This window comes from Actinoplanes sp. NPDC049668 (assembly GCF_044465445.1).
Classification (GTDB): domain Bacteria; phylum Actinomycetota; class Actinomycetes; order Mycobacteriales; family Micromonosporaceae; genus Actinoplanes.
This window is the reverse complement of record NZ_JBITLR010000006.1, coordinates 652,057-672,823: the sequence shown is the minus strand read 5'-3', so window position 1 is coordinate 672,823 and position 20,767 is coordinate 652,057. Positions and strand designations below refer to the sequence as shown.

25 protein-coding genes and 4 tRNA genes are annotated in these 20,767 nt (G+C 69.7%); 2 read left to right on the top strand and 27 right to left on the bottom strand.

Annotated features, from left to right (window positions below):
• Positions 1-459 precede the first annotated feature (459 nt).
• The 15 genes from rplL to ACIBSW_RS27680 all read right to left on the bottom strand — a co-directional run bounded on the left by rplL (position 460) and on the right by ACIBSW_RS27680 (position 9,623).
• On the bottom strand, positions 460-843 hold the full coding sequence (rplL, locus tag ACIBSW_RS27750; protein ID WP_354726841.1) for a 50S ribosomal protein L7/L12: 384 nt from the start codon (positions 841-843) through the stop codon (positions 460-462).
• Between the two features lie 57 nt (positions 844-900).
• Positions 901-1,446 (bottom strand): 50S ribosomal protein L10, encoded by a 546-nt coding sequence (rplJ, locus tag ACIBSW_RS27745; protein ID WP_354726839.1) that lies wholly within the window; start codon positions 1,444-1,446, stop codon positions 901-903.
• A gap of 258 nt (positions 1,447-1,704) precedes the next feature.
• Positions 1,705-2,406 (bottom strand): hypothetical protein, encoded by a 702-nt coding sequence (locus tag ACIBSW_RS27740; RefSeq protein WP_354726837.1) that lies wholly within the window; start codon positions 2,404-2,406, stop codon positions 1,705-1,707.
• Entirely contained in the window at positions 2,403-3,140 is a 738-nt protein-coding gene (locus ACIBSW_RS27735) for an ATP-binding cassette domain-containing protein (RefSeq protein ID WP_354726835.1), read from the bottom strand. The genes ACIBSW_RS27740 and ACIBSW_RS27735 overlap by 4 nt, the downstream gene beginning before the upstream one ends.
• Positions 3,141-3,208: 68 nt before the next feature.
• Complete coding sequence (gene rplA / locus ACIBSW_RS27730) at positions 3,209-3,925, bottom strand: 50S ribosomal protein L1 (protein ID WP_354726834.1); 717 nt, start codon at positions 3,923-3,925, stop codon at positions 3,209-3,211.
• A 64-nt stretch (positions 3,926-3,989) separates the two neighbouring features.
• A complete protein-coding gene (gene nusG / locus ACIBSW_RS27725; RefSeq protein ID WP_354726832.1) occupies positions 3,990-4,715 on the bottom strand; it encodes a transcription termination/antitermination protein NusG in 726 nt (241 codons plus the stop codon).
• 27 nt (positions 4,716-4,742) lie between these two features.
• Positions 4,743-5,105 (bottom strand): preprotein translocase subunit SecE, encoded by a 363-nt coding sequence (secE, locus tag ACIBSW_RS27720; RefSeq protein ID WP_354726830.1) that lies wholly within the window; start codon positions 5,103-5,105, stop codon positions 4,743-4,745.
• 128 nt (positions 5,106-5,233) lie between these two features.
• Positions 5,234-5,306: transfer RNA gene (locus ACIBSW_RS27715), tRNA-Trp, on the bottom strand.
• Between the two features lie 99 nt (positions 5,307-5,405).
• The gene (locus ACIBSW_RS27710; RefSeq protein ID WP_354726828.1) at positions 5,406-5,801 is read right to left on the bottom strand and encodes a MaoC/PaaZ C-terminal domain-containing protein; all 396 of its coding nucleotides are present in this window, start codon (positions 5,799-5,801) and stop codon (positions 5,406-5,408) included.
• A 2-nt stretch (positions 5,802-5,803) separates the two neighbouring features.
• Entirely contained in the window at positions 5,804-6,250 is a 447-nt protein-coding gene (locus ACIBSW_RS27705; RefSeq protein ID WP_354726826.1) for a MaoC family dehydratase N-terminal domain-containing protein, read from the bottom strand.
• A gap of 68 nt (positions 6,251-6,318) precedes the next feature.
• The gene (rpmG, locus tag ACIBSW_RS27700; protein ID WP_067495822.1) at positions 6,319-6,486 is read right to left on the bottom strand and encodes a 50S ribosomal protein L33; all 168 of its coding nucleotides are present in this window, start codon (positions 6,484-6,486) and stop codon (positions 6,319-6,321) included.
• A 126-nt stretch (positions 6,487-6,612) separates the two neighbouring features.
• Positions 6,613-6,685: transfer RNA gene (locus ACIBSW_RS27695), tRNA-Met, on the bottom strand.
• A 28-nt stretch (positions 6,686-6,713) separates the two neighbouring features.
• A tRNA-Thr gene (locus tag ACIBSW_RS27690) sits at positions 6,714-6,789 on the bottom strand.
• A 102-nt stretch (positions 6,790-6,891) separates the two neighbouring features.
• Entirely contained in the window at positions 6,892-9,420 is a 2,529-nt protein-coding gene (locus tag ACIBSW_RS27685; protein WP_354726824.1) for a sensor domain-containing phosphodiesterase, read from the bottom strand.
• 62 nt (positions 9,421-9,482) lie between these two features.
• The gene (locus ACIBSW_RS27680; protein ID WP_354726822.1) at positions 9,483-9,623 is read right to left on the bottom strand and encodes a hypothetical protein; all 141 of its coding nucleotides are present in this window, start codon (positions 9,621-9,623) and stop codon (positions 9,483-9,485) included.
• 256 nt (positions 9,624-9,879) lie between these two features.
• On the opposite strand from ACIBSW_RS27680, the gene ACIBSW_RS27675 reads away from it, so the two are divergent.
• Positions 9,880-10,275 (top strand): hypothetical protein, encoded by a 396-nt coding sequence (locus ACIBSW_RS27675; RefSeq protein WP_354726820.1) that lies wholly within the window; start codon positions 9,880-9,882, stop codon positions 10,273-10,275.
• Between the two features lies 1 nt (position 10,276).
• Here ACIBSW_RS27675 and ACIBSW_RS27670 read toward each other — a convergent pair whose 3' ends face one another.
• Genes ACIBSW_RS27670 through ACIBSW_RS27660 form a run of 3 tightly spaced genes read right to left on the bottom strand, consistent with a single transcriptional unit; the run spans position 10,277 to position 11,929 of the window.
• Positions 10,277-11,089, bottom strand: coding sequence for a sulfurtransferase (locus tag ACIBSW_RS27670; RefSeq protein WP_354726818.1), 813 nt, complete (start codon positions 11,087-11,089; stop codon positions 10,277-10,279).
• A gap of 21 nt (positions 11,090-11,110) precedes the next feature.
• Positions 11,111-11,404: a hypothetical protein gene (locus ACIBSW_RS27665; RefSeq protein WP_354726816.1), complete on the bottom strand. Its 294-nt coding sequence runs from the start codon at positions 11,402-11,404 to the stop codon at positions 11,111-11,113.
• A 30-nt stretch (positions 11,405-11,434) separates the two neighbouring features.
• On the bottom strand, positions 11,435-11,929 hold the full coding sequence (locus ACIBSW_RS27660; protein WP_184997695.1) for a YajQ family cyclic di-GMP-binding protein: 495 nt from the start codon (positions 11,927-11,929) through the stop codon (positions 11,435-11,437).
• A gap of 149 nt (positions 11,930-12,078) precedes the next feature.
• Here ACIBSW_RS27660 and ACIBSW_RS27655 point away from each other — a divergent pair.
• Positions 12,079-12,162, top strand: a tRNA-Tyr gene (locus tag ACIBSW_RS27655).
• A 132-nt stretch (positions 12,163-12,294) separates the two neighbouring features.
• On the opposite strand, the gene ACIBSW_RS27650 is transcribed toward ACIBSW_RS27655, so the two are convergent.
• From ACIBSW_RS27650 to ACIBSW_RS27610, 9 genes are all read right to left on the bottom strand, one after another.
• Positions 12,295-13,722: an integrase gene (locus ACIBSW_RS27650; protein WP_354726814.1), complete on the bottom strand. Its 1,428-nt coding sequence runs from the start codon at positions 13,720-13,722 to the stop codon at positions 12,295-12,297.
• Positions 13,719-13,907: an excisionase gene (locus ACIBSW_RS27645; protein WP_354726812.1), complete on the bottom strand. Its 189-nt coding sequence runs from the start codon at positions 13,905-13,907 to the stop codon at positions 13,719-13,721. The genes ACIBSW_RS27650 and ACIBSW_RS27645 overlap by 4 nt, the downstream gene beginning before the upstream one ends.
• Positions 13,908-14,225: 318 nt before the next feature.
• A complete protein-coding gene (locus ACIBSW_RS27640; RefSeq protein WP_404799483.1) occupies positions 14,226-16,184 on the bottom strand; it encodes a DUF3987 domain-containing protein in 1,959 nt (652 codons plus the stop codon).
• 41 nt (positions 16,185-16,225) lie between these two features.
• Positions 16,226-16,483 carry a hypothetical protein gene (locus ACIBSW_RS27635; protein ID WP_354726808.1) on the bottom strand — a complete coding sequence of 86 codons (258 nt, stop codon included), beginning with the start codon at positions 16,481-16,483 and terminating at the stop codon, positions 16,226-16,228.
• 23 nt (positions 16,484-16,506) lie between these two features.
• Complete coding sequence (locus ACIBSW_RS27630; protein WP_354726806.1) at positions 16,507-16,755, bottom strand: hypothetical protein; 249 nt, start codon at positions 16,753-16,755, stop codon at positions 16,507-16,509.
• Positions 16,756-16,895: 140 nt separating this feature from the next.
• On the bottom strand, positions 16,896-19,088 hold the full coding sequence (locus tag ACIBSW_RS27625) for a cell division protein FtsK (protein WP_354726804.1): 2,193 nt from the start codon (positions 19,086-19,088) through the stop codon (positions 16,896-16,898).
• A gap of 14 nt (positions 19,089-19,102) precedes the next feature.
• On the bottom strand, positions 19,103-19,546 hold the full coding sequence (locus tag ACIBSW_RS27620; RefSeq protein ID WP_354726802.1) for a DUF3307 domain-containing protein: 444 nt from the start codon (positions 19,544-19,546) through the stop codon (positions 19,103-19,105).
• A gap of 90 nt (positions 19,547-19,636) precedes the next feature.
• The gene (locus ACIBSW_RS27615; protein ID WP_354726800.1) at positions 19,637-20,383 is read right to left on the bottom strand and encodes a helix-turn-helix domain-containing protein; all 747 of its coding nucleotides are present in this window, start codon (positions 20,381-20,383) and stop codon (positions 19,637-19,639) included.
• The gene (locus ACIBSW_RS27610; protein ID WP_354726798.1) at positions 20,383-20,628 is read right to left on the bottom strand and encodes a DUF6284 family protein; all 246 of its coding nucleotides are present in this window, start codon (positions 20,626-20,628) and stop codon (positions 20,383-20,385) included. The genes ACIBSW_RS27615 and ACIBSW_RS27610 overlap by 1 nt, the downstream gene beginning before the upstream one ends.
• Positions 20,629-20,767 lie beyond the last annotated feature (139 nt).

Genomic DNA, 20,767 nt, shown 5'->3' with positions numbered 1-20,767 from the left:
AGCGCAAACTAGCAGTGTAGCCGCTCGGCTAACCGCTGTCCAGCCCACACCAGAGGGTGCCTGCGGAACGCATCCCCGCCGCCCCTGACCTGCGCCTCCAGGTCGGTGCGTCGTGCGGGGCCGCTCGGAACGCGGCTTCTCTCCCTCGGGTGCCGATCTGCGAGGACCCGTTGAATCCCGGTGTACCCGCAGGGCGGCTGTCGCAAGCGCGGAAACTTGCTGATGTCAGCGTGCCTGTCACGGGACACACAGTCAAGGCCTGCGCCATTGGTCGGTACCGCGCCGACGACCGCCGGGCACGTAAAAGCGACTTTAGCGTACGAAAAGCGGGGTTTGGGGGCTTTTGTCCGTCGACCTTCGGACGGTCGACAAAACCGGCGCTGACCTGCGTATCCATCGAAACGAAGACGGGGGTGGCGGTCCTTGCGGACCACCACCCCCGACCGGCACAGCCTTAGATCACTTGAGGGTGACCTTCGCGCCTTCGCCCTCGAGCTTGGCCTTGGCGGCCTCAGCCTTCTCCTTGTTGACACCCTCGAGGATCGCCTTGGGGGCGGCCTCGACGGCGTCCTTGGCCTCCTTGAGGCCCAGGCCGGTCAGCTCACGCACGACCTTGATGACCTGGATCTTCTTGCCGCCGTCACCCTCGAGGACGACGTCGAAGGAGTCCTGCTCGACCGCGGCCTCGGGCGCGGCGGCAGCGCCACCGGCGGCGGCGACGGCGACCGGCGCGGCGGCGGTGACCTCGAAGACCTCTTCGAACTGCTTCACGAACTCGGACAGCTCGATCAGCGTCATTTCCTTGAACGCGCCGAGCAGCTCGTCGGTGCTGAGCTTCGCCATGGTGGCAACCTTTCGTTGGTTCTGTGGATTGAAAGTCAAACTCCGCTCGGGGCCCGATCAGGCCTCGGCGGAACCGTCCTGTGCGCGCTTGTCCTGCAGGGCCGCGGCCAGGCGAGCGACCTGGGCGAGCGGGGCCTGGAACGTCGCCGCCGCCTTGGTCAGGTTGCCCTTCATGGCGCCGGCGAGCTTCGCAAGCAGCACCTCGCGGGACTCGAGGTCGGCGATCTTGCCAACCTCGGCGGCCGTGACGGCCTTGCCCTCGAAGACGCCGCCCTTGATGATCAGGACGGGGTGGGCCTTGGCGAAGGCACGAAGGCCCTTGGCCGCCTCGACCGGGTCCCCGCCCACGAAGGCGAGCGCGGTAGGACCGGTGAACAGCGCGTCGAGGCCCTCGATGCCCGCGTCGGTCGCCGCCCGCTTAGCGAGCGTGTTCTTCGACACGGAGTACTTGGTCTCGCTGCCGAGCGAGCGCCGCAGCTCGGTGATCTCCGAGACCGTGAGGCCGCGATACTCGGTCAGCAGGGTGGCCGACGAGTTACGGAAGTTCTCCGTGAGCTCGGCGACGGCAGAGGCCTTGTCGGCCCGGACCGGCTTGTCCGCCATGTCCCTCCTCTCTCAGTGCTGGGCCGCCGGTCGTCCGATCGGCCCGAACAATGAGAAACGCCCCGGCGCAGGGCGCACGGGGCGGGACACGGACGCGTTGCCGCGTCGACGTGATCACGAACCGTTCTCCCCTGCGCGGGCCGCCCGCATGCTGCGAGGCCTTCGTCCGCGACCCGTGAGGGCGCGGCGACCAGCGGTCTATGGGTGGAACTTCAGGAGGAAGAGTACGCGGCCGGACACCCGAAAACCAAATCGGCGTCAGGCGCGGCCGCGGCGCAGCCGGGCGTACCCGGCGAGCGCCGCCGCGCACCACGCCAGGGTCCAGCCGGCGAGCAGCAACAGCGTGCCGCCGGGCGGCGCGGCGTCGGCCGCCAGCGCCCGGGCGGTGGCCATCACCGGGGGGACCAGCCACGGCGCGATCGAGTCGCTGAGGCCGAGGACGATCGCCAGCACCGCGCCGGCGACCAGCACCGTGATCCCGTTACGGACGGTACGCGTCACCGCGCGGCTGGCCAGCGCGCCCAGCGCCACCGCGGCGGGCAGCGCCAGCAGGTGCGCCAGCACGCCGAGCGCGACGCCGGCGGCCGTCGACGGCTCGCCGGAGCCGAGCAGCGGGCCGCGGATCGCGTGGAACGGCCACCAGGGCACCACCATGGCGACGGCGCAGAAGACGGCTCCGAGCAGCGCGGCGGCCAGCAGCCCGGCGGACGCCTCCCGGCCGGGCCCGACGCCGAGCCGGGCCAGCCGGCGCTGCACGTCCGGCTCCGCGTCCAGCACCAGCTTGGCCTGCCAGGCGAGCACCGGGAAGAGCATCACGGCGGAGTAGCCGTACGCCGGGGCGGCCGCGGACTGCCCGCCGCCGTGCACGACCCCGAGGACCACCACGGCGGCGATGACCGGCGCCAGGGCACGCCCGCTACGCACGAACCCCGCGAGGCGCATCCGGACGAGCGCGGTCATTGCGTGCGCTCCGCGCGTACGCCCAGGACACGGTGACCGTCGGCACGCAGCCGGGCCATCGTCTGGTCGGCGTCCGCCCGGCGGACGGCGAGCTCGACGACCACCTCGTCGGGTTCCGCATCCGGCGCGAGGTCCGCGGGGGTGACCGTGCCGCCGGTGACCGTCCAGCGGATCGCGTCCGGCAGGCCGGCGATCTCGCCGCGGTGGTCGCTGACCAGCACCGCGCCGCCGGCGGCGGTGACCTCGCCGACGAGCTGCGGTATCAGCGCGCGGGCCACGGAGTCGAGACCCTCCCACGGCTCGTCGAGCACCAGCAGGCCCGGGGGGACCAGCAGCGCCTGCGCGAGGCCGACCTTCTGCGCGGTGCCCTTGGAGAGGTCCGCCAGGCGGGTGTGGCGGTGCTCGCCGAGCCCGAGGCGCTCGATCCAGCGGTCGGTCCCGGCGCCGCCGCGCAGGCCGCGGACGGCGGCCATGTGGGTCAGGTACTGCTCGGTCGTGAACGGCTGATCGGCCGGGAAGCGCTCCGGGACCCAGCCGACGACCGGCGGGCGCTCCCGGACCGCGCCGTGCACGGGCCGCAGCACGCCGGCCGCCAGCTGCAGCAGGGTCGACTTGCCGGCGCCGTTGCGGCCCAGGACCACCACCGTGGCGCCCGGCTCGACGGTCGCGTCCACCGTCCGCAGGGTCCAGCCCGCGCGGCGCCCGTACCGGAACCAGACGTTGTCGAATCGCACGGCGGAAGCCTCGCACAGAAAAGGCCCCCGGGGTGTACCCCGGGGGCCTCATTCGATGTTGCCGACGATCAGCTGGCGGGCTTCTCGCCGCGCAGGTTCTTGACCACGTTCGGGTCGATCTGCACGCCGGGGCCCATCGTGGTGCTGACGGTGACCTTCTTCAGGTACTTGCCCTTGGCGGCCGACGGCTTGGCCCGCAGGACCTCGTCGAGCACCGCGCCGTAGTTCTCCAGCAGCTGGTCCTCGCTGAACGAGGCCTTGCCGATGATCAGGTGCAGGTTCGAGTGCTTGTCCACCCGGAAGGTGATCTTGCCGCCCTTGATGTCCGAGACGGCCTTGGTCACGTCCATGGTGACCGTGCCCGTCTTCGGGTTCGGCATGAGGCCACGGGGGCCGAGGATCCGGGCGATCCGGCCGATCTTGGCCATCTGGTCCGGGGTGGCGATCGCCGCGTCGAAGTCGAGCCAGCCACCCTGGATGCGGGCGACGAGCTCGTCCGTGCCGACCTCGTCGGCGCCGGCCGCGGCGGCCTCCTCGGCCTTGGCGCCCTGCGCGAAGACGATCACGCGGGCGGTCTTGCCGGTGCCGTGCGGCAGGTTGACCACGCCGCGGACCATCTGGTCGGCCTTGCGCGGGTCGACGCCGAGGCGCATCGCGACCTCGACCGTCGCGTCGAACTTGGTGGGGCTGGTGTCCTTGGCCAGCTTCACGGCGTCGGCGGGCTCGTAGAGCTTCGCGATGTCGATCTGCTCGGCGGCCTTGCGGTAAGCCTTGCTGCGCTGCATTTCTCTCTTACTCCTGTGGTAGATGGCGGGGCGCGCGGTTCGCGCCCCTCCCACGACTTGCGTCTTAGATCTTGGCGACCTGGTTGAAGTTGAGCTCAACCGGCGTCTCGCGGCCGAAGATCGAGACCAGCACCTTCAGCTTCTGCTGGTCGGCGTTGATCTCGCTGATCGAGGCCGGCAGCGACGCGAACGCGCCGTCGGTGACGGTGACCGAGTCGCCGACCTCGAAGTCCAGCACGCGGACCTCGGGCTTGACCTTCTTCTCCTCGGCCTCGACGGCCGGGGCCAGCCACTTCAGCACCTCGTCGAGCGACAGCGGCGCCGGACGGTCGACCCGGTCGGTCGCGCCGACGAAGCCGGTCACACCCGGCGTGTTGCGCACGCACGAGTAGGACTCGGGGCTGAGGTCCATCCGGACCAGGATGTAGCCGGGGAAGACCTTGTTCTGCACCTGGAGGCGCTTGCCGTTCTTGACCTCGACCTCTTCGCGGGTCGGCACCTCGACCTGGAAGATGAAGTCCTCCATGTCGAGGCTCGTGATCCGGGTCTCGAGGTTGGTCTTGACCTTGTTCTCGTAGCCGGCGTACGAGTGCACCACGTACCAGTCACCCGGTGCGTAGCGCAGCTTCTGCCGCAGCTCGGCGACCGGGTCGTAGTTGTCGTCAGCCTCGGGGGCCTCCGCCTCGGCGACGGGCTCTGCGCTGGCGGCCTCTACCGACTCGGCGTCGTCCGCCGTCGCGACCGTGGACTCGTCCGCGGTCGGGGCGGTCTCGTCGTCGTACTCAGGCACGCTTGCTCACTTCCGTAGCTAACAGCTTCAGTTGCCGAACGTCGCCAGAACAGCCTTGCCGAATCCGTAGTCGAGCGTCACCACGATCGTCGTCACCACGGTGACGAACACAACCACCACGGTTGTGTAGGTCAGCAGTTCCTTGCGGGTCGGCCAAATGACCTTACGCAGCTCACTGACGACCTCGCGGAAGAACCCGCCGATGCGGTTGCCGCGGCGGCCTGTCTTGGTCGTCTTCGAGCCGCCGTCGCGGTCGGCCTTGTCGCCGCCGCGGGCCGCCGGCTCGTCGGCCGCCTCGACAGCATCGTTCTGGACGTCACCGTCGGCGAACGCCTCGTCCTCGGGGCGGTCGCCTGCGGCGTCGTCACCGGGTCGGTTCCTCTCGGCCACTTCCGCCCTCTTCCGTCGTCGATAGGGGTGTCACATCGGCGCCGGGTGCGGCGCTCGGTCAGGCCGGCCGCCCGCCGCCGGGCGGACCAGCCGCATGGCCGGTCCGGATTACTGGGCCGATCGGTGCGCAGGGGTGACAGGACTTGAACCTGCAGCCTGCGGTTTTGGAGACCGCTGCTCTGCCAATTGAGCTACACCCCTTTGTGGGGCTCTCCTGCCCGTCGCAGCGCGAAAGGCAGGGTTCACTTACCCCACGGCGGACCAGTGTACGGGTAGGTCCGCCGCTTTCCCAACCCGCCCCTACCTCTTACGGATGGTCGCCCTCGCGAGCGACAGGACCTTCTCGCCGTTGCAGGTCGCGGTCAGCTCGAGCTTGGTGAGGCCGTCGTCGGTGACCTCCTTGACCACACCGGTCACCACGACCTCGGTGCCCTCGTCGGTGTCCGGCACCGGGACCGGGCGGGAGAACCGCACGCCGAACTCGACCACCGCGTCCGGCGCGCCGGCCCAGGTGGAGACCGCGCGACCGGCCAGCGCCATGGTGTACATCCCGTGTGCGATCACGCCGGGCAGGCCGACGCTGTTCGCGATCCGCTCGCTCCAATGGATCGTGTTGAAGTCGCCGGAGGCGCCGCAGTAGCGGATCAGGTCGGCCCGGGTGACGGTGAACGTCTGGGTGGGCAGAGTCTCAGCCATGATCATTCCTCCCCGCGCTGAACGAGCTTGGACCACACCGTGACGACGGCCTCGCCGGCCTCGGTGGTGACGTCGGTGCGGGTGGTCAGGAAGTCGTGCCCGCCCCGCGAAATGATCTCCTCGACCGTGTTCACGCAGACCAGCGAGTCGCCGGCGACCACGGGCCGGCGGTATGCGAACCGCTGGTCGCCGTGCACCACCCGGCTGTAGTCCAGGCCGAGCCCGGGGTCGGCGACGATCTGCCGGCTGGCGGTCATGGTGATCACGACCGGGAACGTGGGCGGCGCCACCACATCGGCGTAGCCGAGGGCGCGGGCGGCCTCCGGGTCGTGGTACTCGGCATCCGTGGCGCCGATCGCGGTGGCGAACTCACGGATCTTCTCGCGGCCCACGAGATAGGGCGCGGTGGGCGGCCAGCTACGGCCGGCGAACGACTGGTCCAAAGGCATTGCTAGAAAATACTCTGCGGCGACCGGAAACCGGTCGCCGCAGCAGGCGTTGCGTTTTCAGTACGCGGTCAGCGCGTCTCGCGGTGCAGCGTGTGCTTGCCGTCCCGGGGGCAGAACTTCTTGAGCTCGATGCGGTCCGGGTCGTTACGACGGTTCTTGCGCGTGATGTAGTTGCGCTCCTTGCACTCCGTACACGCCAAGGTGATCTTGGGACGGACGTCGGTCGCCTTGGCCACGGCGGGGTGCCTTCCTGCTAACGGGATTCACATACGACATAACAGCGTAGACGCTAGCCGCGCTGACATGCAAAAACCTGGACGAAAGCCCGGGTCGTACGGCATCCGGGACGGGTCCCGGATGAGTAGCGGTGGCCGGACTTGAACCGGCGACACAGCGATTATGAGCCGCTTGCTCTGCCATCTGAGCTACACCGCCGCGCCAGGCTCTCGGTCACGAACCCGGGTGGAGCCCCCTTACGGAATCGAACCGTAGACCTTCTCCTTACCATGGAGACGCTCTGCCGACTGAGCTAAGGGGGCGCGCGCGATCTCTCGCTTGATGCGCAGACAGAAGCTTACACGGCCACGCAGCCGAGGTGAAATCGCCTCCCCGGCCCGGCGAAGCCGCAGGTCACTACCGTGTCAGCCGACCGCGCGCAGTCGGCGGACCTCGCCGGTGGGCGTCTCCTCGGGCTCGGTCTGCGCGCTGAGCCACGTGTTCAGCCGCTCGACGGGCAGCGGCCGGCTGAAGAAGTAGCCCTGGCCGATCTCGCAGCCGAGCTCGGCCAGCAGGTCGAAGGTCAGCTCGCTCTCGACGCCCTCGGCCACCACGGTGAGGCCGAACTCACGCGACAGCCCGATCACCGCGCGCACGATGGCGAGGTCACCCGAGTCGGTCGCCATCCCCTGCACGAAGCTGTCGTCGATCTTCACCTCGTGCACCGGGAGCTGCCGCAGGTAGGAGAGCGAGGACGCGCCGGTGCCGAAGTCGTCGACCGACAGCCGCACGCCGAGGTCGCGCATCCGGTAGAGGGTCGGCAGCGCCCGTTCGATCTCGCCGAGCATGCCCGGCTCCGAGATCTCGAAGGTGACCTGCCCGGCCGGGACCTTGTACTGCTTGAGGAGCCCGTGCACCTGGTCCGGGAAGCGCGGGTCCAGCAGGGTGCGCGCGGACAGGTTCACGGCGATGGAGAGCGGCCGGCCGGCGTCCGCCCACTCCCGGCAGTGCCGCAGGCCCGCGGTCAGCACCACCTCGGTGAGGCGGTGCAGCTGGCCGGTGTGCTCGGCGACGGCGACGAAGTCCTCCGGGGACACCTCGCCGTGCGCGGGGTGCTGCCAGCGGGCCAGGCACTCGACGCCGATCAGGTGCCGGTCCTGGATGGTCACCTTGGGCTGGAAGTGGACCTCGAGCTGGCCCGAGTCCAGGGCCCGGCGCAGATCGGCGGCGAGGCCGAGGCGGCGCACGGCCCGCGACTCCAGCGCCGGGTGGAACAGCTGCACGCCGTACGGCAGCACCTTGGCCGCGTTGGCGGCCAGCTCGGCGCGGCGCAGCAGGGCGTCCGGGTCGTCGCCGTGGTCGGGCTGCACGGCCACCCCGGCCGCCGTGTCCACGTCGAGGGTGAGCGTGCCGACGGCCAGCGGACCGCGCAGCTGCTCGCGCATCTCGGTGGCGAGCCGGACGGTCTCCTCGGTGCTCTCCGCGCGCAGCGTCACGACGAACTCGTCGCCGCCGATCCGGCCGACCAGGGCACCCGGGTCGGCGATCTTGCACAGTCGCCCGGCGACCTCGGTGAGGAGCTTGTCGCCCGCGTCGTGGCCCATGGACTCGTTGACGTCGCGCAGCCCGTCGACGTCGAAGAGGATCACTGCGACCACCTCGCCGGGCGTACGGATCTTGACGGACTCGGTGAGCGCGTCGATGACCCGCCGCCGGTTCGGCAGCGCGGTGAGCCGGTCGTGATAGGCGTCGTAGCGCAGCCGCTCGACCAGCCGGGAATTCTCCACCGCCGCGGCCGCGTGCGCGGCGATGGTCTCGACCACCGGCACGTCGCCGGTGGTGAAGTGCTTCATGTCGCCGAGCCGGTTGACCATCTCGAGCGTGCCGATCACGGCCTGGCCCGACCGCAACGGCACGACGATGCAGTCCTTGACCCCCGCCTCCCGCAGCGCCGGCAGCAGGTCCCGGTCGGTACCGATCTGCGTCCCGACGGCGACACTGCGGCGCTCGGCGGTCGCTCGCTGGGTGAGCGCCGCCGGCGTGCGGCTGACGTCGAGCAGGCCCTGTGCCTCGATCTTGGAGGTCAGCAGCACCTCGGGATAGCGGCCGGAGGTGGGCAGCCGAACCGTCGCGTACTCGGTCTGCATGAGGGCCCGCGCGCGGACCAGCACCGAGTCGATCAGGGTGACGTCCTGTCCGGACTCGACGACGGCGTTGGCCAGCTCGTAGAGCTCGGCGAGGGTGTGGTGCTGCCGCAGGAAGTCCGAGTAGGACCGGTACGCCAGCGTGAGCACGGCGGCGAGCACGAGCAGCAGGAAGGCGGACCACCACGTCGTGTCCAGCGCGATGGTGAAGACCAGTCCGATGACGATGCAGACCTCGGCGGCGAGCAGGACCGGCCAGGCGACACGGACGATTTCCAGGCCCGCCGACAGGCCCTGCACGGTCACCATCGCGGCGGCCACCGCGAGAACCGTCACCAACGTGGTCACCGTGACCGCGACACCGAGGACGCCCCAGGTGACGGGGCCGACGCCGTCGATCGGTGGGAACAGCTGCAGGACGATGCCGCCGGTCGCGGTGGCAGCGGCGGCCCGGGCGACGTTGAACGAGAGTTTGTCCGGCGCGGCGTGCCGGCGCATCTCCTTGATCAGCACCGCCACGGCGCTAACGGCCACCACGAGGACGGCCGGAACGAAGAAGAAGGCGAGCACGAGGGGAATCTCGATGATGCTCAGGGAGACGCTGTGCCGGCGGATCAGAATGTGCCGCGAGCTCATTCCCAGCAGTACGAAGAATGGGAGCGCCAGCAGCGCAACGGGCCACCCGTCCTGCCAGTCGTCGTGCCGAACGGCGAGGATCACGCTGAACACGACGGCAATGACCGTCAGCGTCCCAGTGACCAGCCAGACATATTCAGGAGATCGTCGCGGTGGGGACTGACGTCCTGCCATCCAACGCCCCTACCGTTCGAGGTGCTCCATGCTCGGTCCGCGTCAGGCCCCTAGGTGTGACTTCAGGACCAGTCGAGGTCGAGCTGGGCCGCGGCCGCCCCAGCAGTCACCGTGGTGGCGCTGACCATAGCCACGCCGCCGAAGACCAGTCCGAGCGCCACGAGCAAGCCGACGGCGAAGCGGCCAAGCCTCTTTGCGGACATCTGTGGCTCCCGTAGTGAAGTGGTATCGGGTATGCGTTCCATGATGGTGCCACACGCCGCGTGCGTCAGACAGCGGCGAACGGCCGGTCGAACCCGCACATCCCGAAATCTTGACTGAACGGCTGAGGCGTTCATGGAATTGTGGGCAGCAAAATTGGTGGCTTTGAGCCCGATTTAGCGGGAGAAGTGAGTCCAATTCGCATGTCATCGTCAGGGCTTCTTGACGTCAAGACGGCCTGACGAAAGACTGCGAGTCATGACGACTCCCGACGAACTGGAGCAACAGCACACACTCTCTACCGCCACAACGCGTTACGACGAGCTGAGGATGCGGGAGGCCCTCGCCGCGATGACGCCGGACAGTGGCGAGGAGGCCCTGACCCGGGAGGAGACCCTCGAACTGCTGGCGCTCAGCGAGGTGGTCATCCGCAAGGCCGGCTACGGAAGGCAGTCGATGGTCCGCTCGGCGCGGGCGGCCGGGGCGTCGTGGAACCAGATCGGCGCGGCGCTGGGGACCAGCAAGCAGGCCGCCTGGGAGGCGCACAACCGGTGGATCGAGGAGCAGGCGCGGCAGCACGAGCTCACCGGGTACCAGGGATTCAACCCGGACGAGGCGTCCGCGGCCCGCGGCCTCGCCGGCAGCCCAGACTGAGTTACCGGTCGCCGGTCGCCGCCGGTCGGCTCGTGGCGCTGTACTGCGACCAGGAGCCGGGGTAGAGCCGGCCGACGCCGAGGCCGGCATGCTCGATGGCGAGCAGGTTGTGACAGGCCGTGACGCCCGAGCCGCAGTAGGAGACGACATCCGCGCCGTCCGTCACCCCGACGGAGGCGAAACGCTCCCGCAGCACCGGCACCGCCAGAAAACGGCCGTCGTCGGCGAGATTCTCCCGGCACGGCAGGCTGCGCGCCCCCGGAATGTGCCCCGCCCGCGGATCGATCGGCTCGGTGTCACCCCGGAACCGCGCCCGATCACGGGCGTCGAGCACCACGGCGGAGCCGTCGGCCGCATCGTCGATCCCGGCCAGCCGGTCGGCCGGCCAGGCCCGCGCGGTGAAGACCGCCGCCGGCCGCTCCGGCTCACCACGGACCAGTTCACCCTCGTACGCGCCGAGCCCGCCGTCGAGCAGGGCGGCCTCGTGCCCGATGGCGCGCAACATCCAGACCAGCCGCGCCGCCACCACACCCCCGGCGTCGTCGTACCCGACCACGATGTCGCCGTCGCCGATGCCGGCCGCCGCCATCCCCCGCGCGAACACCTCAGGCTCCGGCAACGGATGCCGCCCGCCGCCCGCCGAGCCGCGCTCGGCCAGCCAGCGATCAAGATCCACAAACACGGCACCCGGCAGATGCCCCGACTCGTACGCGGCGCGCCCCGACCGCCCGTCGAGATACCAGCGGACATCGGCGAGCACGACCCGATCGCCCTGCTCCCGCACCCATTCCGAGCCGACCACCGGATCGATCACCAGCCGCTCCCCTGTTCTTCTCTAGCCTTCATCCCCCGGCTTTGAACGGCGCGGCCGATAACGCACCACCGCGACAACGACCAGCGCGACCGCCAGCACGGTGATCACCAGCGTCGCCCCGGTCAGCAGGTTCAGCACCATCAACACCAGCGCCACACCGAAGAGCAGGTGGTACATGCCGGCGGCACGCACCCGCGTGAAGTTGCGCAACGTGACGGCCGGGGCCTTGCCCGTGACCAGCATCGCCGCACCGAAAACCGCCAGCAACAGACCGGCCCCGCCGCCAATCAGCAGCAGAGAGTCAGCAAGGGTCATAACCCTCAGTCTGCGCTGCCGCCCGTCCCGCTACCGGTAGTTCGTGAACTGCAGCGCGACGCCGAAGTCCTCGGCCTTGAGCAGCGCGATGACCGCCTGCAGGTCGTCACGCTTCTTGCCGGTGACCCGCAGCTGGTCGCCCTGGATCTGCGCCTGCACGCCCTTCGGCCCCTCGTCGCGGATCTTCTTGCTGATCGCCTTGGCCTTGTCGGCCTCGATGCCCTCGAGCACCTTGCAGTCAATCTTGTAGGTCTTGCCGGACTGCCGCGGCTCGCCGGCCTCGAGCGACTTCAGCGAGATGTTCCGCTTGACCAGCTTCTCCTTGTAGACGTCGAGCGCGGCGACGGCCCGCTCCTCGGTCTCGGAGGTGATGGTGACCCCGTTCTCCCCCGACTTCGCGATCGTCGTCCCGGTCCCCCGGAAGTCGAACCGGGTACCGAGCTCCTTTTCCGCCTGGTGGAAGGCGTTGTCCACCTCCTGGCCGTCGACCTTGCTGACGATGTCGAACGACGGGCTGGCTGCCATGATCAGACTCCTGCTGGTGGGCCACGTATCGATGTACACGGAAGGCCGAGACAAACCTCCGACATGCCGACCGTACCCGGTTGTGGATCCGCCCGGCGGTATGGCTATCCTGTTGTTCGCTGCCGCGGGCGACTGCGGCGGCATGCCCAGGCGGGTTGCCCGAGCGGCCAATGGGAGCGGACTGTAAATCCGTCGCGAAAGCTACAGAGGTTCGAATCCTCTACCCGCCACCACAGGCACAAGAAGGCCCCTCACCAGCCGAAACAGCCGGGAGGGGCCTCTCTCGTGAGTCTCACTCGCTCTCGCTCAAAACAACTCAGACTCAGTCGCTGTGCCCAATACGTGCCCACGGGGACAGGGCAAGATCACTCGGCCGTGTCGTCAGCTTCTGGCAGCTCTTCGTATCGCTCGGCGATGCGATCCATGGCGGCTCTCTCCTCCCCGAAGATCCAGCTTGCGTAGACCGTTAACAGGACCTTGACGCTGTGACCGGCCCACCGCGCTACCAGGGCCGGGGAGATCCCCATACTGAGCCACAGCGACAGGCAGGCGTGCCGAAGCTGGTACGGCACAGTTGCCAACGGAGACCGGTGCTCGGCAGGCGTCAGCGCGACCTCTCGTGCCTTGCGCCACGCAGTCGAGATCGCGTTGCGCGTGACCGGCCGGCCAGCTGTTGGCACGTACATGCCGCCCGGCCCGCGCCGGGTGACGAACAGCCGGCCGTTCGGTCCCGGCGGCCATTTCGTGATGTGCCGGTCAAGCAGTGCGCACAGAGGCGGCGATGCGGGAACGTCGCGGACCGCCTTCCGCGACCGGTGCTTGAGCCCTCGGTCCTCGGTCGTGTCGTCCGTGTCGCCCCAACCGTTGCCGATCTCCACGGTCGCCCCGGTGAGGTGCAGCCAGCCCCAATCACCCTTCTTGACCGGACGCTCGTACTCGTCGTTCGTCAGGTGCAAGGCTTCCTCGGGCCGCAGACCGGCGAAATACAGAGTGCCGAAGAACGCCTCCAGCTCGGGCGCGGTCTGACGGACCCCGACAAGGAGTCGCCGTGCCTGCTGCTGGTTGGCAACGGCTCGCCGGTCGATCTCTTCGTCCTCGGCCGTAGGCGCTGACCACTTCACGTTGTCCATCGGGTGACCGGCGAAGTGGCCCAGCTCGACCCCGTAGCGGAGTGCGCCGCTGAACACGGCCCGCTTGCGATGGACCGTGCTGGCGGCGGCGGCCCGCCCATCGAGAGTCAGCGCCAGGCCGTCGAGCACCTTCCGCACAAGCGACGCATCGGCGAGATCAATGAGATTGACCGTGTTCGACTCCACCCACGCGACGGCCGAGGCCAGATCGGGCGGCGGCGGCCCGGCGTCGCGCCGATTCTTGTTGCAGACGTAGGTACGCAAGGCCTTCCGCAACATCGCCTCGGACGGCATACCTCGCGTCGAGGAAAGCAGCAGCATTGTTGCTCCGGCCAATGTCTCGGCGATGCCCTTGCGGTGGTTCGCCGAGGCGCGCGCCCACTTCAGGTCCACGAAGGCCACAACGTGCTGATACCAGCTTCGGGTGTTCAGCGCTCGGGCCATGGGTTCGGGCAGCCCGCAACGCTCATCGAACGCGATGCCCTCCCGCTGGGCGGTGATCAGCTTCGCGCGGAAGCTCTCGGCGAGCGCACTGGTCTTGAAGCTGTCCCCGAACCGCTCCCCTGCCACCTGCCAGCGAACCCGATACGTGGAGGTCGGCTTGCCCGCCCTCTTGCTCTTGCGTTCCTCGATCTTGTAGACGCGAACGTCGTAGCTACTCATGCGGCTTGCGGCTCCTCGCGGCTCGACAACCAGGCGTCGTAATCGGTGCGGCGGATGCGGATTGATCGGTTGGGGAGCTTGTAGGTCTTGGGACCCTGCCCAAGCGCCTTCCAGCGGAAGAATGTCGATCGCGGGACATCCAGCTCGGCGAGAAATTCGTCCAGAGTGATGAAGGTGCGTGCCATCGGGTCCGGCCTCCCTTGGCGGGGTCGTGCGGGCAGTCAGCGTTGCTATGACGGGCTTTCAGCGGGCTGGAGTCCTCATTGGAAGAGCGGGAGGCGACGGCTGAAGGGAGGGCTCCTGCCTGCCCGCTGAGAGCGCCGTGGGCGCATGATTTGGAGTGCTCCGGCATGAAGCGGAATCTCTGTGCGGCTCTGAGCGGGTCGGCGTCCCCGTGGTCGAGGGGGTGCGGGCCGCGCGGAGGGGCCTGCCAGAACTGCCACAACTGCCAGAACCTCGGCGGGTGGGGAGTTGTGGCGGTTGTGGCAGTTCTGGCAGGGCCATCACGCGGACCTCCGGCCGCCGGCAATCGGGTGCACGGTCGCGGCGGGGCGGTGGACCTCGGGATGCACGAGGTAGCTCGGCGAGCGCGGCCTACCGCCGACGCTTTTCGGTACGGGCGGGTCGAGCGGCCGGAGGTAGCCGTGTGCTTCGAGCACCGACAGCGGCGAGTCGAAGTCGGCGGCAGTCGGTAGCTGCGAGGACTTCAGCGCCCGGAACACCTCTCGCTTGGTGAACGCGGTGGAGCCGGTGCGCTCGATCCACGCCAGGATCGTTCGGGCGCTGCGGGTGCTCTGGTCGGCGCCCATGTCGTCGAAGGCGGCCAGGGCGTGCGCGGCGTAGTAGTCGCCGATCATCGCCGCGCGTTCGAGGGTGTCGGCGCTGACGGGTTGTCCCCATCCGTCGCGCAGGTTCTCGGCGAGGTGGATCAGGCCGGCGATCCGCACGACCGCGCCGGTGTACTTCGATCCCCAGTCCACGATGTGCGCCCACGCCCCACCCGGCGCGAGCCTGGGCTCTACCGTCCTTTCGATGTCCAACACGAGGTTGTTGGCGTCCGGGGTGAGGACCAGCACTGCCGGGTCGGTCCACCCGGCAAGGGTGAGGACCAGGGCGTGCAGGTTGGCGAGGTAGTCCGCCGCGACGTGGGTAGGGATCGGGTCGGCGCCGATCTTGCGGCGGCCGACGGTGTTCTCCGGCAGGGCGAACAGGATCCGGGCGAGCAGGCCCAGCCCTCGGAAGCCGGGCATGTTCGCGATGTCGCGCAGGATCTCCGGCTGCACGGCGAGGCCCATGGTCAGCGCGGGTTTGTCGACGTGCTCGGTGTCGCGGGACTGCCGGCCGACCCGGAGCATGTCCCCGGCGTGGCCCTTCAGGAAAACCTCGAGGTTTGGGGTGCCGGAGTACCGCCCGGCGATCGTGGCGAAGATCCCGCCCTCCGGCGACAGCACCGCCAGCCGGCCACCTTGCGCGGCGAGCCACGAGGTCGCGGTCTCGCTGGTCACGTCGTCAGCGATTAGGACCGGCTTGACCGGCACCGTGATGGCTTCGGCGTTCATCGCGGCGGCGGTCGCCTCGGCAATCAGCGTGTCCCGGCCTGAGGCGTCGGCGTTGGCGGCGGCGAGGGCCGTTTTCTCGGCTGCTTTCCCGGCGACCTTGGCCATCAGTTCGGCTTCGATGATCGCGGGTGCGGCCCGCTCATTCAGGGCCTTTTCTGCGGCGAGGATCGGCGCGACCATCGCGGCGAACACCGCCGACTTCCGTGAACCGGGCGGCAGGACAACGACGGTGTAGAGGTTGGTGGGTTCGCGCCACGAGCCGCGTACCTCGACCTCGGCGCGACCTCCGGCGGCGGTGGACAGGCAGGCCAGGGCGATACTCCCAGCCAGGTCGACCGGGGTTTGGGTGAACTCCGCGACGGCGAATACCTGCTCGGCGAGCCAGCCGGGCAGTAGCTCGGCGGGGAACGGCGGTAGGTGCCGGCCGCGCCCAAGCGGGATCAGCGGCGACCAGCCACCGGGAGTGTCCGCGTCGTCCAGCAGGGCGCGGCCGGTGGCGACCACCTCGGCCGCGTCGGCCCCGGAGGCGGCGAGCTGGGCGAGCTGGGTACCGAGGTCGGCAACCTTCCGCCGCTTGGCGTGCCCGGCGACGATGCCGGCGTAGTGGCCGGCGTTCGCGGCCGAGGGGACCTCGGCGGTCAGCGTGTGCAGGTACGGTGCCCCGCCGACCTTGCCGAGGTCGCTAGCCTCGGCCAGGTGCGCGGTCACGGTAATCGGGTCAGTCGGGATACCGGCGGCGTGCATGGCGCACATCGCCTCCCACAGCACCGCGTGGGCCGGGCGGCCGAAGTCGGACGGGGTGAGGGTGGCGGCGAGGTCGGCCATCAGGGTCGGGGCGAGCAGGGCGGCACCGATGACGGCTTGCTCGGCGGCCAGGTCGAATCCGGCGTGTGCCAAAGGGATTCACTCCTCCACAAGTCAGCGGGACAGGACGACGGGCTGGGTTAGTGGCGTCGCGCGGTGAGATGGTCGGCGGTGGCGTCGAGCGCGGCGAGGGTGCCGGGGTCCATGAGGAGTCGGTCGGCGAGGTCGAGACCGTGCCGGATCGCGGCGACGCGGCGGGCCTCCAGTAGTGCCGGGAGGTCGGGGTGGTGGATTTGGCGTCGGCCGCCGGGCAGGTGGGTGACGGTGAGGCCCTGGGCGCGGGCGGCGACGTCGTGGCGGGCGTGGATGCGGTCGGCGATGCGGTTGAGCAGGCTCACGGTGGGTCCTTTCGGCGGGTGGGTTAGCGGGAGGCGCGGCGGATGCCGGACAGGTGGTTGTAGATCCAGCGGCCGGCGCGGAGGCGGCGGCCGGTGCCCTCGCAGCGGCGGCAGAGCCGGAACGCCCGCCGGGACGGTGAGCGGCGTTTGCCGTCGCCGCCGCACTTGCGGCAGGACTTGAACGGCCAGATCCAGCACGCGACGGCGTAACCGAGGGTGAGCGCGAGCAGGGCGAGGATGAGGGCGGTAGCAGCGGTGAGGTGGGGGGTCACAACAGCCTCCAGGGCCGGTTTTGGGTGTGCGGCACCGTGAACTGCTATCCGCTAGCGGGCAGCTCAGGTTTCGGTTCGGGTGCTAGCGGGTCTGCTAGCGCTAGCAGCAGCAGGTGCTAGCGCTAGCAGCCCTGGTGACCTCAGTCCGTGGGTCGTTTGCGGTTACGGTCTGCGATCGCATCGAGCAGGTCGGTGTGCTTGATGCCGCGCCGGGTGACCGACTTGCCGTCGATGCGGCGGCCGACGTCGGCGACCTTGATCGCGGGGTACGGCTTGAGTGCGGTAGTGAGCTGAGCGGCTTCCCACCCGCCGTAGACGGCGGGCCTCAGTTCGGCGAGGTGGGCGCACAGGGTCTCGTTCCATGCCGACTTGTCGTCGTCGGGCCAGATCCGGGCGAGGTCGTGCAGCACGCTGTGCTGCGGGGCGATGTCCCGCTCGGCGGGGAAGGTCGGGATGTTCCCGGCGGCTGTCCGCAGGGCGATGGCGCGGGCGACGATGCGGGCGGCGGCGTTGGTGTCGACGTAGTACGACCGCACGGCCTGCGCTCCGGCGCCGAAGCCGCGCAGGATGCCCCACCCGGCCTCATCGACCGGCCGGAACACTGTGGCCCGGTAGCCGTTCTTGTAGGCGCTGGTGCCGAGGATCATGTCGTTGGCGGTCTGGTCAGCCACCGACAGGCAGAAGCGGCTGTTGACGTTGCGGGTGATGCCGGTCGGCAGGCTGTCCTTGTCCGGGATCTGGGTGCCGATGAACAGGATGATCCCGAACGCGCGGGCCAGCTTGATGACCTTCTCCAGCAGGATGCCGGCGTCTTTGCCGTACTTGCTGAGCATCAGCTCCTGCAGCTCGTCGAAGAACGCCACGAGCGGGTGCAGCCCGGACCCTTTGAGCGAGGCCAGTTCGGGGGTGACCTTGTTCTCCGGAGCCTTGCCGAGCCGGGCGTAGTGGGCGATGCGCTTGGAGCGGCGCTGGCACTCCTCGTAGAGCCACTCGATGAACGCGAACGCCCGGGCGAGGGTTTCGTCATCGAAGCCGTTGCCGTACTCGGCCATCACCGGCTCCAGCACCGCGAAGTCCCCGACCCCCTTGAGTTCGTAGCCCCGGATCTCGGTACGGGGGTCCAGAGCGGCGGCCAACACGAGGTCCCGCAGGGCGAAGGTCTTGCCGGAACCGGGCTGACCGCCGAAGAGGAAGTTGCGGTACATCAGGTCCACGCTCACGGTGTCCAGCCGTGGTGTGGTGGCGAACGGGAACGGCTTGAACACGTCCACCTTGGCCGACTCGCTCAACAGCGGCCAGGTCGGCTGCTTCATCTGCGAGGCCGGTTCGTAGCCGACCCACAACGCGAGGCGGCCGGTGTGTCCGGGTGCCGGTTCGGGCCAGACCTGATCCAGCGGCAGCCGCATTGCCGAGGCCAGCTTGCCCCTGCGGGCGATGACCTCGGAGGCTTCCACGCCGTACGGGAGGTCCACGATGGCGATGTGGCCCGGGCCGTCGCGGTGGATGTCGACCGGGAAGCTGATGGCCTTCGGGTCCTTGCTCACGGCCGAGTTGATCGCGGCCATCTGCAACGAGGTGAGCGCGCGGCGGACCAGCTCGGCGGTGAGCTTGCGGTACCGGGTCCCCTCCGATACGCGGTCGGTGAGGGGCTTGTCGGCCGGGCGGCCCACGGTCGCCAGCAGCGGCACCACGGCGGCCAGGGCGAGCCACCGCCACCAGACCGGGCCGAGGGCGAGCACGACGGTGCCGGTGATGATGAGTGCGGTGGTGAACGCCAGGACCCACCAGCGCCAGGCGGTCTGGCGCTGGCGGCGGGCGTCGAGCTTGAGCCAGGTGTCGGCCTCGCCGCGCTGCGCGGCGGCCTGCCGCAGCTCCCAGTTGCCTTCCTCGGCGGTGGCCCAGTGCAGCGCGCGGCCGAGGCCGCGGAACAGCCCGACCGGTGCCCACACGGCCGTCTTCGCGGCGTACTTCGGCGTCCGGACCGCGTGGTAGGCCAGGACGTAGCCAGCGTCCTTGCTCTGGTGCTTGGCGGCGGCTTTGAGGGCGCGGCCGGAGCGTGCCCAGTCGGCCAGGATCGGCCGGCGCTCCCGCTGGCGCAGCTGGATCTCGTGCGGGATGTCCTCGGCCACGTCGACCGGGCCGCCATCGGCGGGCGCGGTGTCGTCGACGGTCTCGGCGTCCGTGTCGTCGGTGTCGTCCTCCGCCGGGGCCGGGGCGGCCGTCGCGCCGGTGCGGCGGGTCCGGGCTGCTTCCAGGTCGACCACCTCGGCCTCAGCGGCGGCCTGGTCGGTAGCGTCAAAGTCGTCGGGTTCGTGGTGGGGGTGGGTGCTCACGATGTCCTCCGGTCTCAGGCGGCGATCACGAGGGCGGCGACGAACAGGAACAGGTAGTGGAAGGACTGATCCAGGGCGTACGAGCCGGTGCCGAGCGAAGGGTTGTCGTCGCGTCCGGGCCGGGGGCAGCCGAGGGCGTAGAACCTGGCGGAGCCGGTCAGCTCGGCGAGCTTGCGCAGCGGGGTGCGCCGGTCGGCGATGTAGTGCGTGACGGCGGAGACCGCGAGTCCGGCGGCGACCTGGCCGACGCTGGTATCCAGGTCGGTCGACAGCGCCAGGGCGGCGAGGGCGACCAGCGCGGTCAGCGTGTAGGTGGTGACGTGCGCAGCGCAGGCGATGCGGCCGGGCCAGCCGAGGCGGCCTTTGCAGTCGGCTTGGTGCTGGGTTTGGATCCAGTGGTCGGCGACCTGGTGAGCGACGAAAAGGGCAACGAAGACAGCGGCGAAAGTGGCAGTCATGATGGGGGTCTCTCCTGAGGTCTGATGACTGACGGGAGGGCCGGTGACGCGGCGCTTGCTTGGCGGTAGGGGCCGCGTCACCGGGCGAAGCTAGGCAGCGGCGAGGGCGGGGGTTTCCGCAGGAACCGGGGCAGATGGTGACGCGTCGGTGGCGCTCAGCGCGGCGAGGTGACGCCGGGCGGTCGACGGGGAGACACCCGCCTTTTCCGCGATGGCCTTGACCGGGGCGCCGGGCATTCTCGCGGCGACCTTGGCGACTTTCTCCGCCGATGCGGGGCGCGGCGTGACGCGTTTGGCGGGTGTCTTCTTGACCACCGGAGCCGGTACGGGTTGCTCGGCGATCACCGGCGCGGCGACCGGTTCCGGCGTCACCACGGCGGCGACCGGGGCAGGCGATTCGGCCGGCACGGAGACTTCAGCCTTGCGGCGGGCGGTCGCAAGCAGCGCCGCAGAAGCCATGACCATCAGGCCGTCGACGGCGAGCGGGCCGAGGTGGGCGGTCAGGACGTCCTCGCCGTAGAAGGTGAGCAGTCCGGAGCCGTGCTTGTAGGACACCAGCGCGGCGACCAGGGCGACGGGGAGCAGGCCGAGGAACCGCAGCGCCGTCCAGCGGCGGCCGGTCGGCCAGGCGACGCGGGCCAGGATCTCGGTAGCGACGAACAGAGCGACGGGCCAGAAGATCGAGCCGATGACTGCGCCGGTCTGCGGCGTCCACTCGGCTGGAGCTCCGGCGGGCGGGACGTAGGAATGCGCGACGTTCGCAGCGATCGAGACCGAGCCACCGAGAGCGGCACCGATGTAGGCCCAGCCCCGGCCCGACACGGACAGCTTGCGCATCACGCCACCGCCTTGAAGGCGGCCGGGCGGGCGGCCAGCTCGGCGGCGACGCGGGTCACGCGGGCCTCGGCCCGACGCAGCCGACGCCAGTCCAGCGGCGACGGACCGCCGTGGTCAGCGGCGTAGATCAAAGCGAGTTCGGCATCGAGCACGTCCATGTCGGCCTCGATCAGCGGCCACTCGACCTCGATTGCGTCCAGGTCGGCGGCCGACGGGCCGTCAGTGATGAGGTAGACCTTCTTCACGGGATGTCCTCCGGGAACGGGAATCGAGGGTCCTTGGAGACCTCTTGGCTTGCCTGGCTAGTCAGGCTGGCTGAGATCAACGTAAGCCGACCTGACTAGTCAGGTCAAGGTCTAAACGAGAACTTCCCTAACTTGGCTA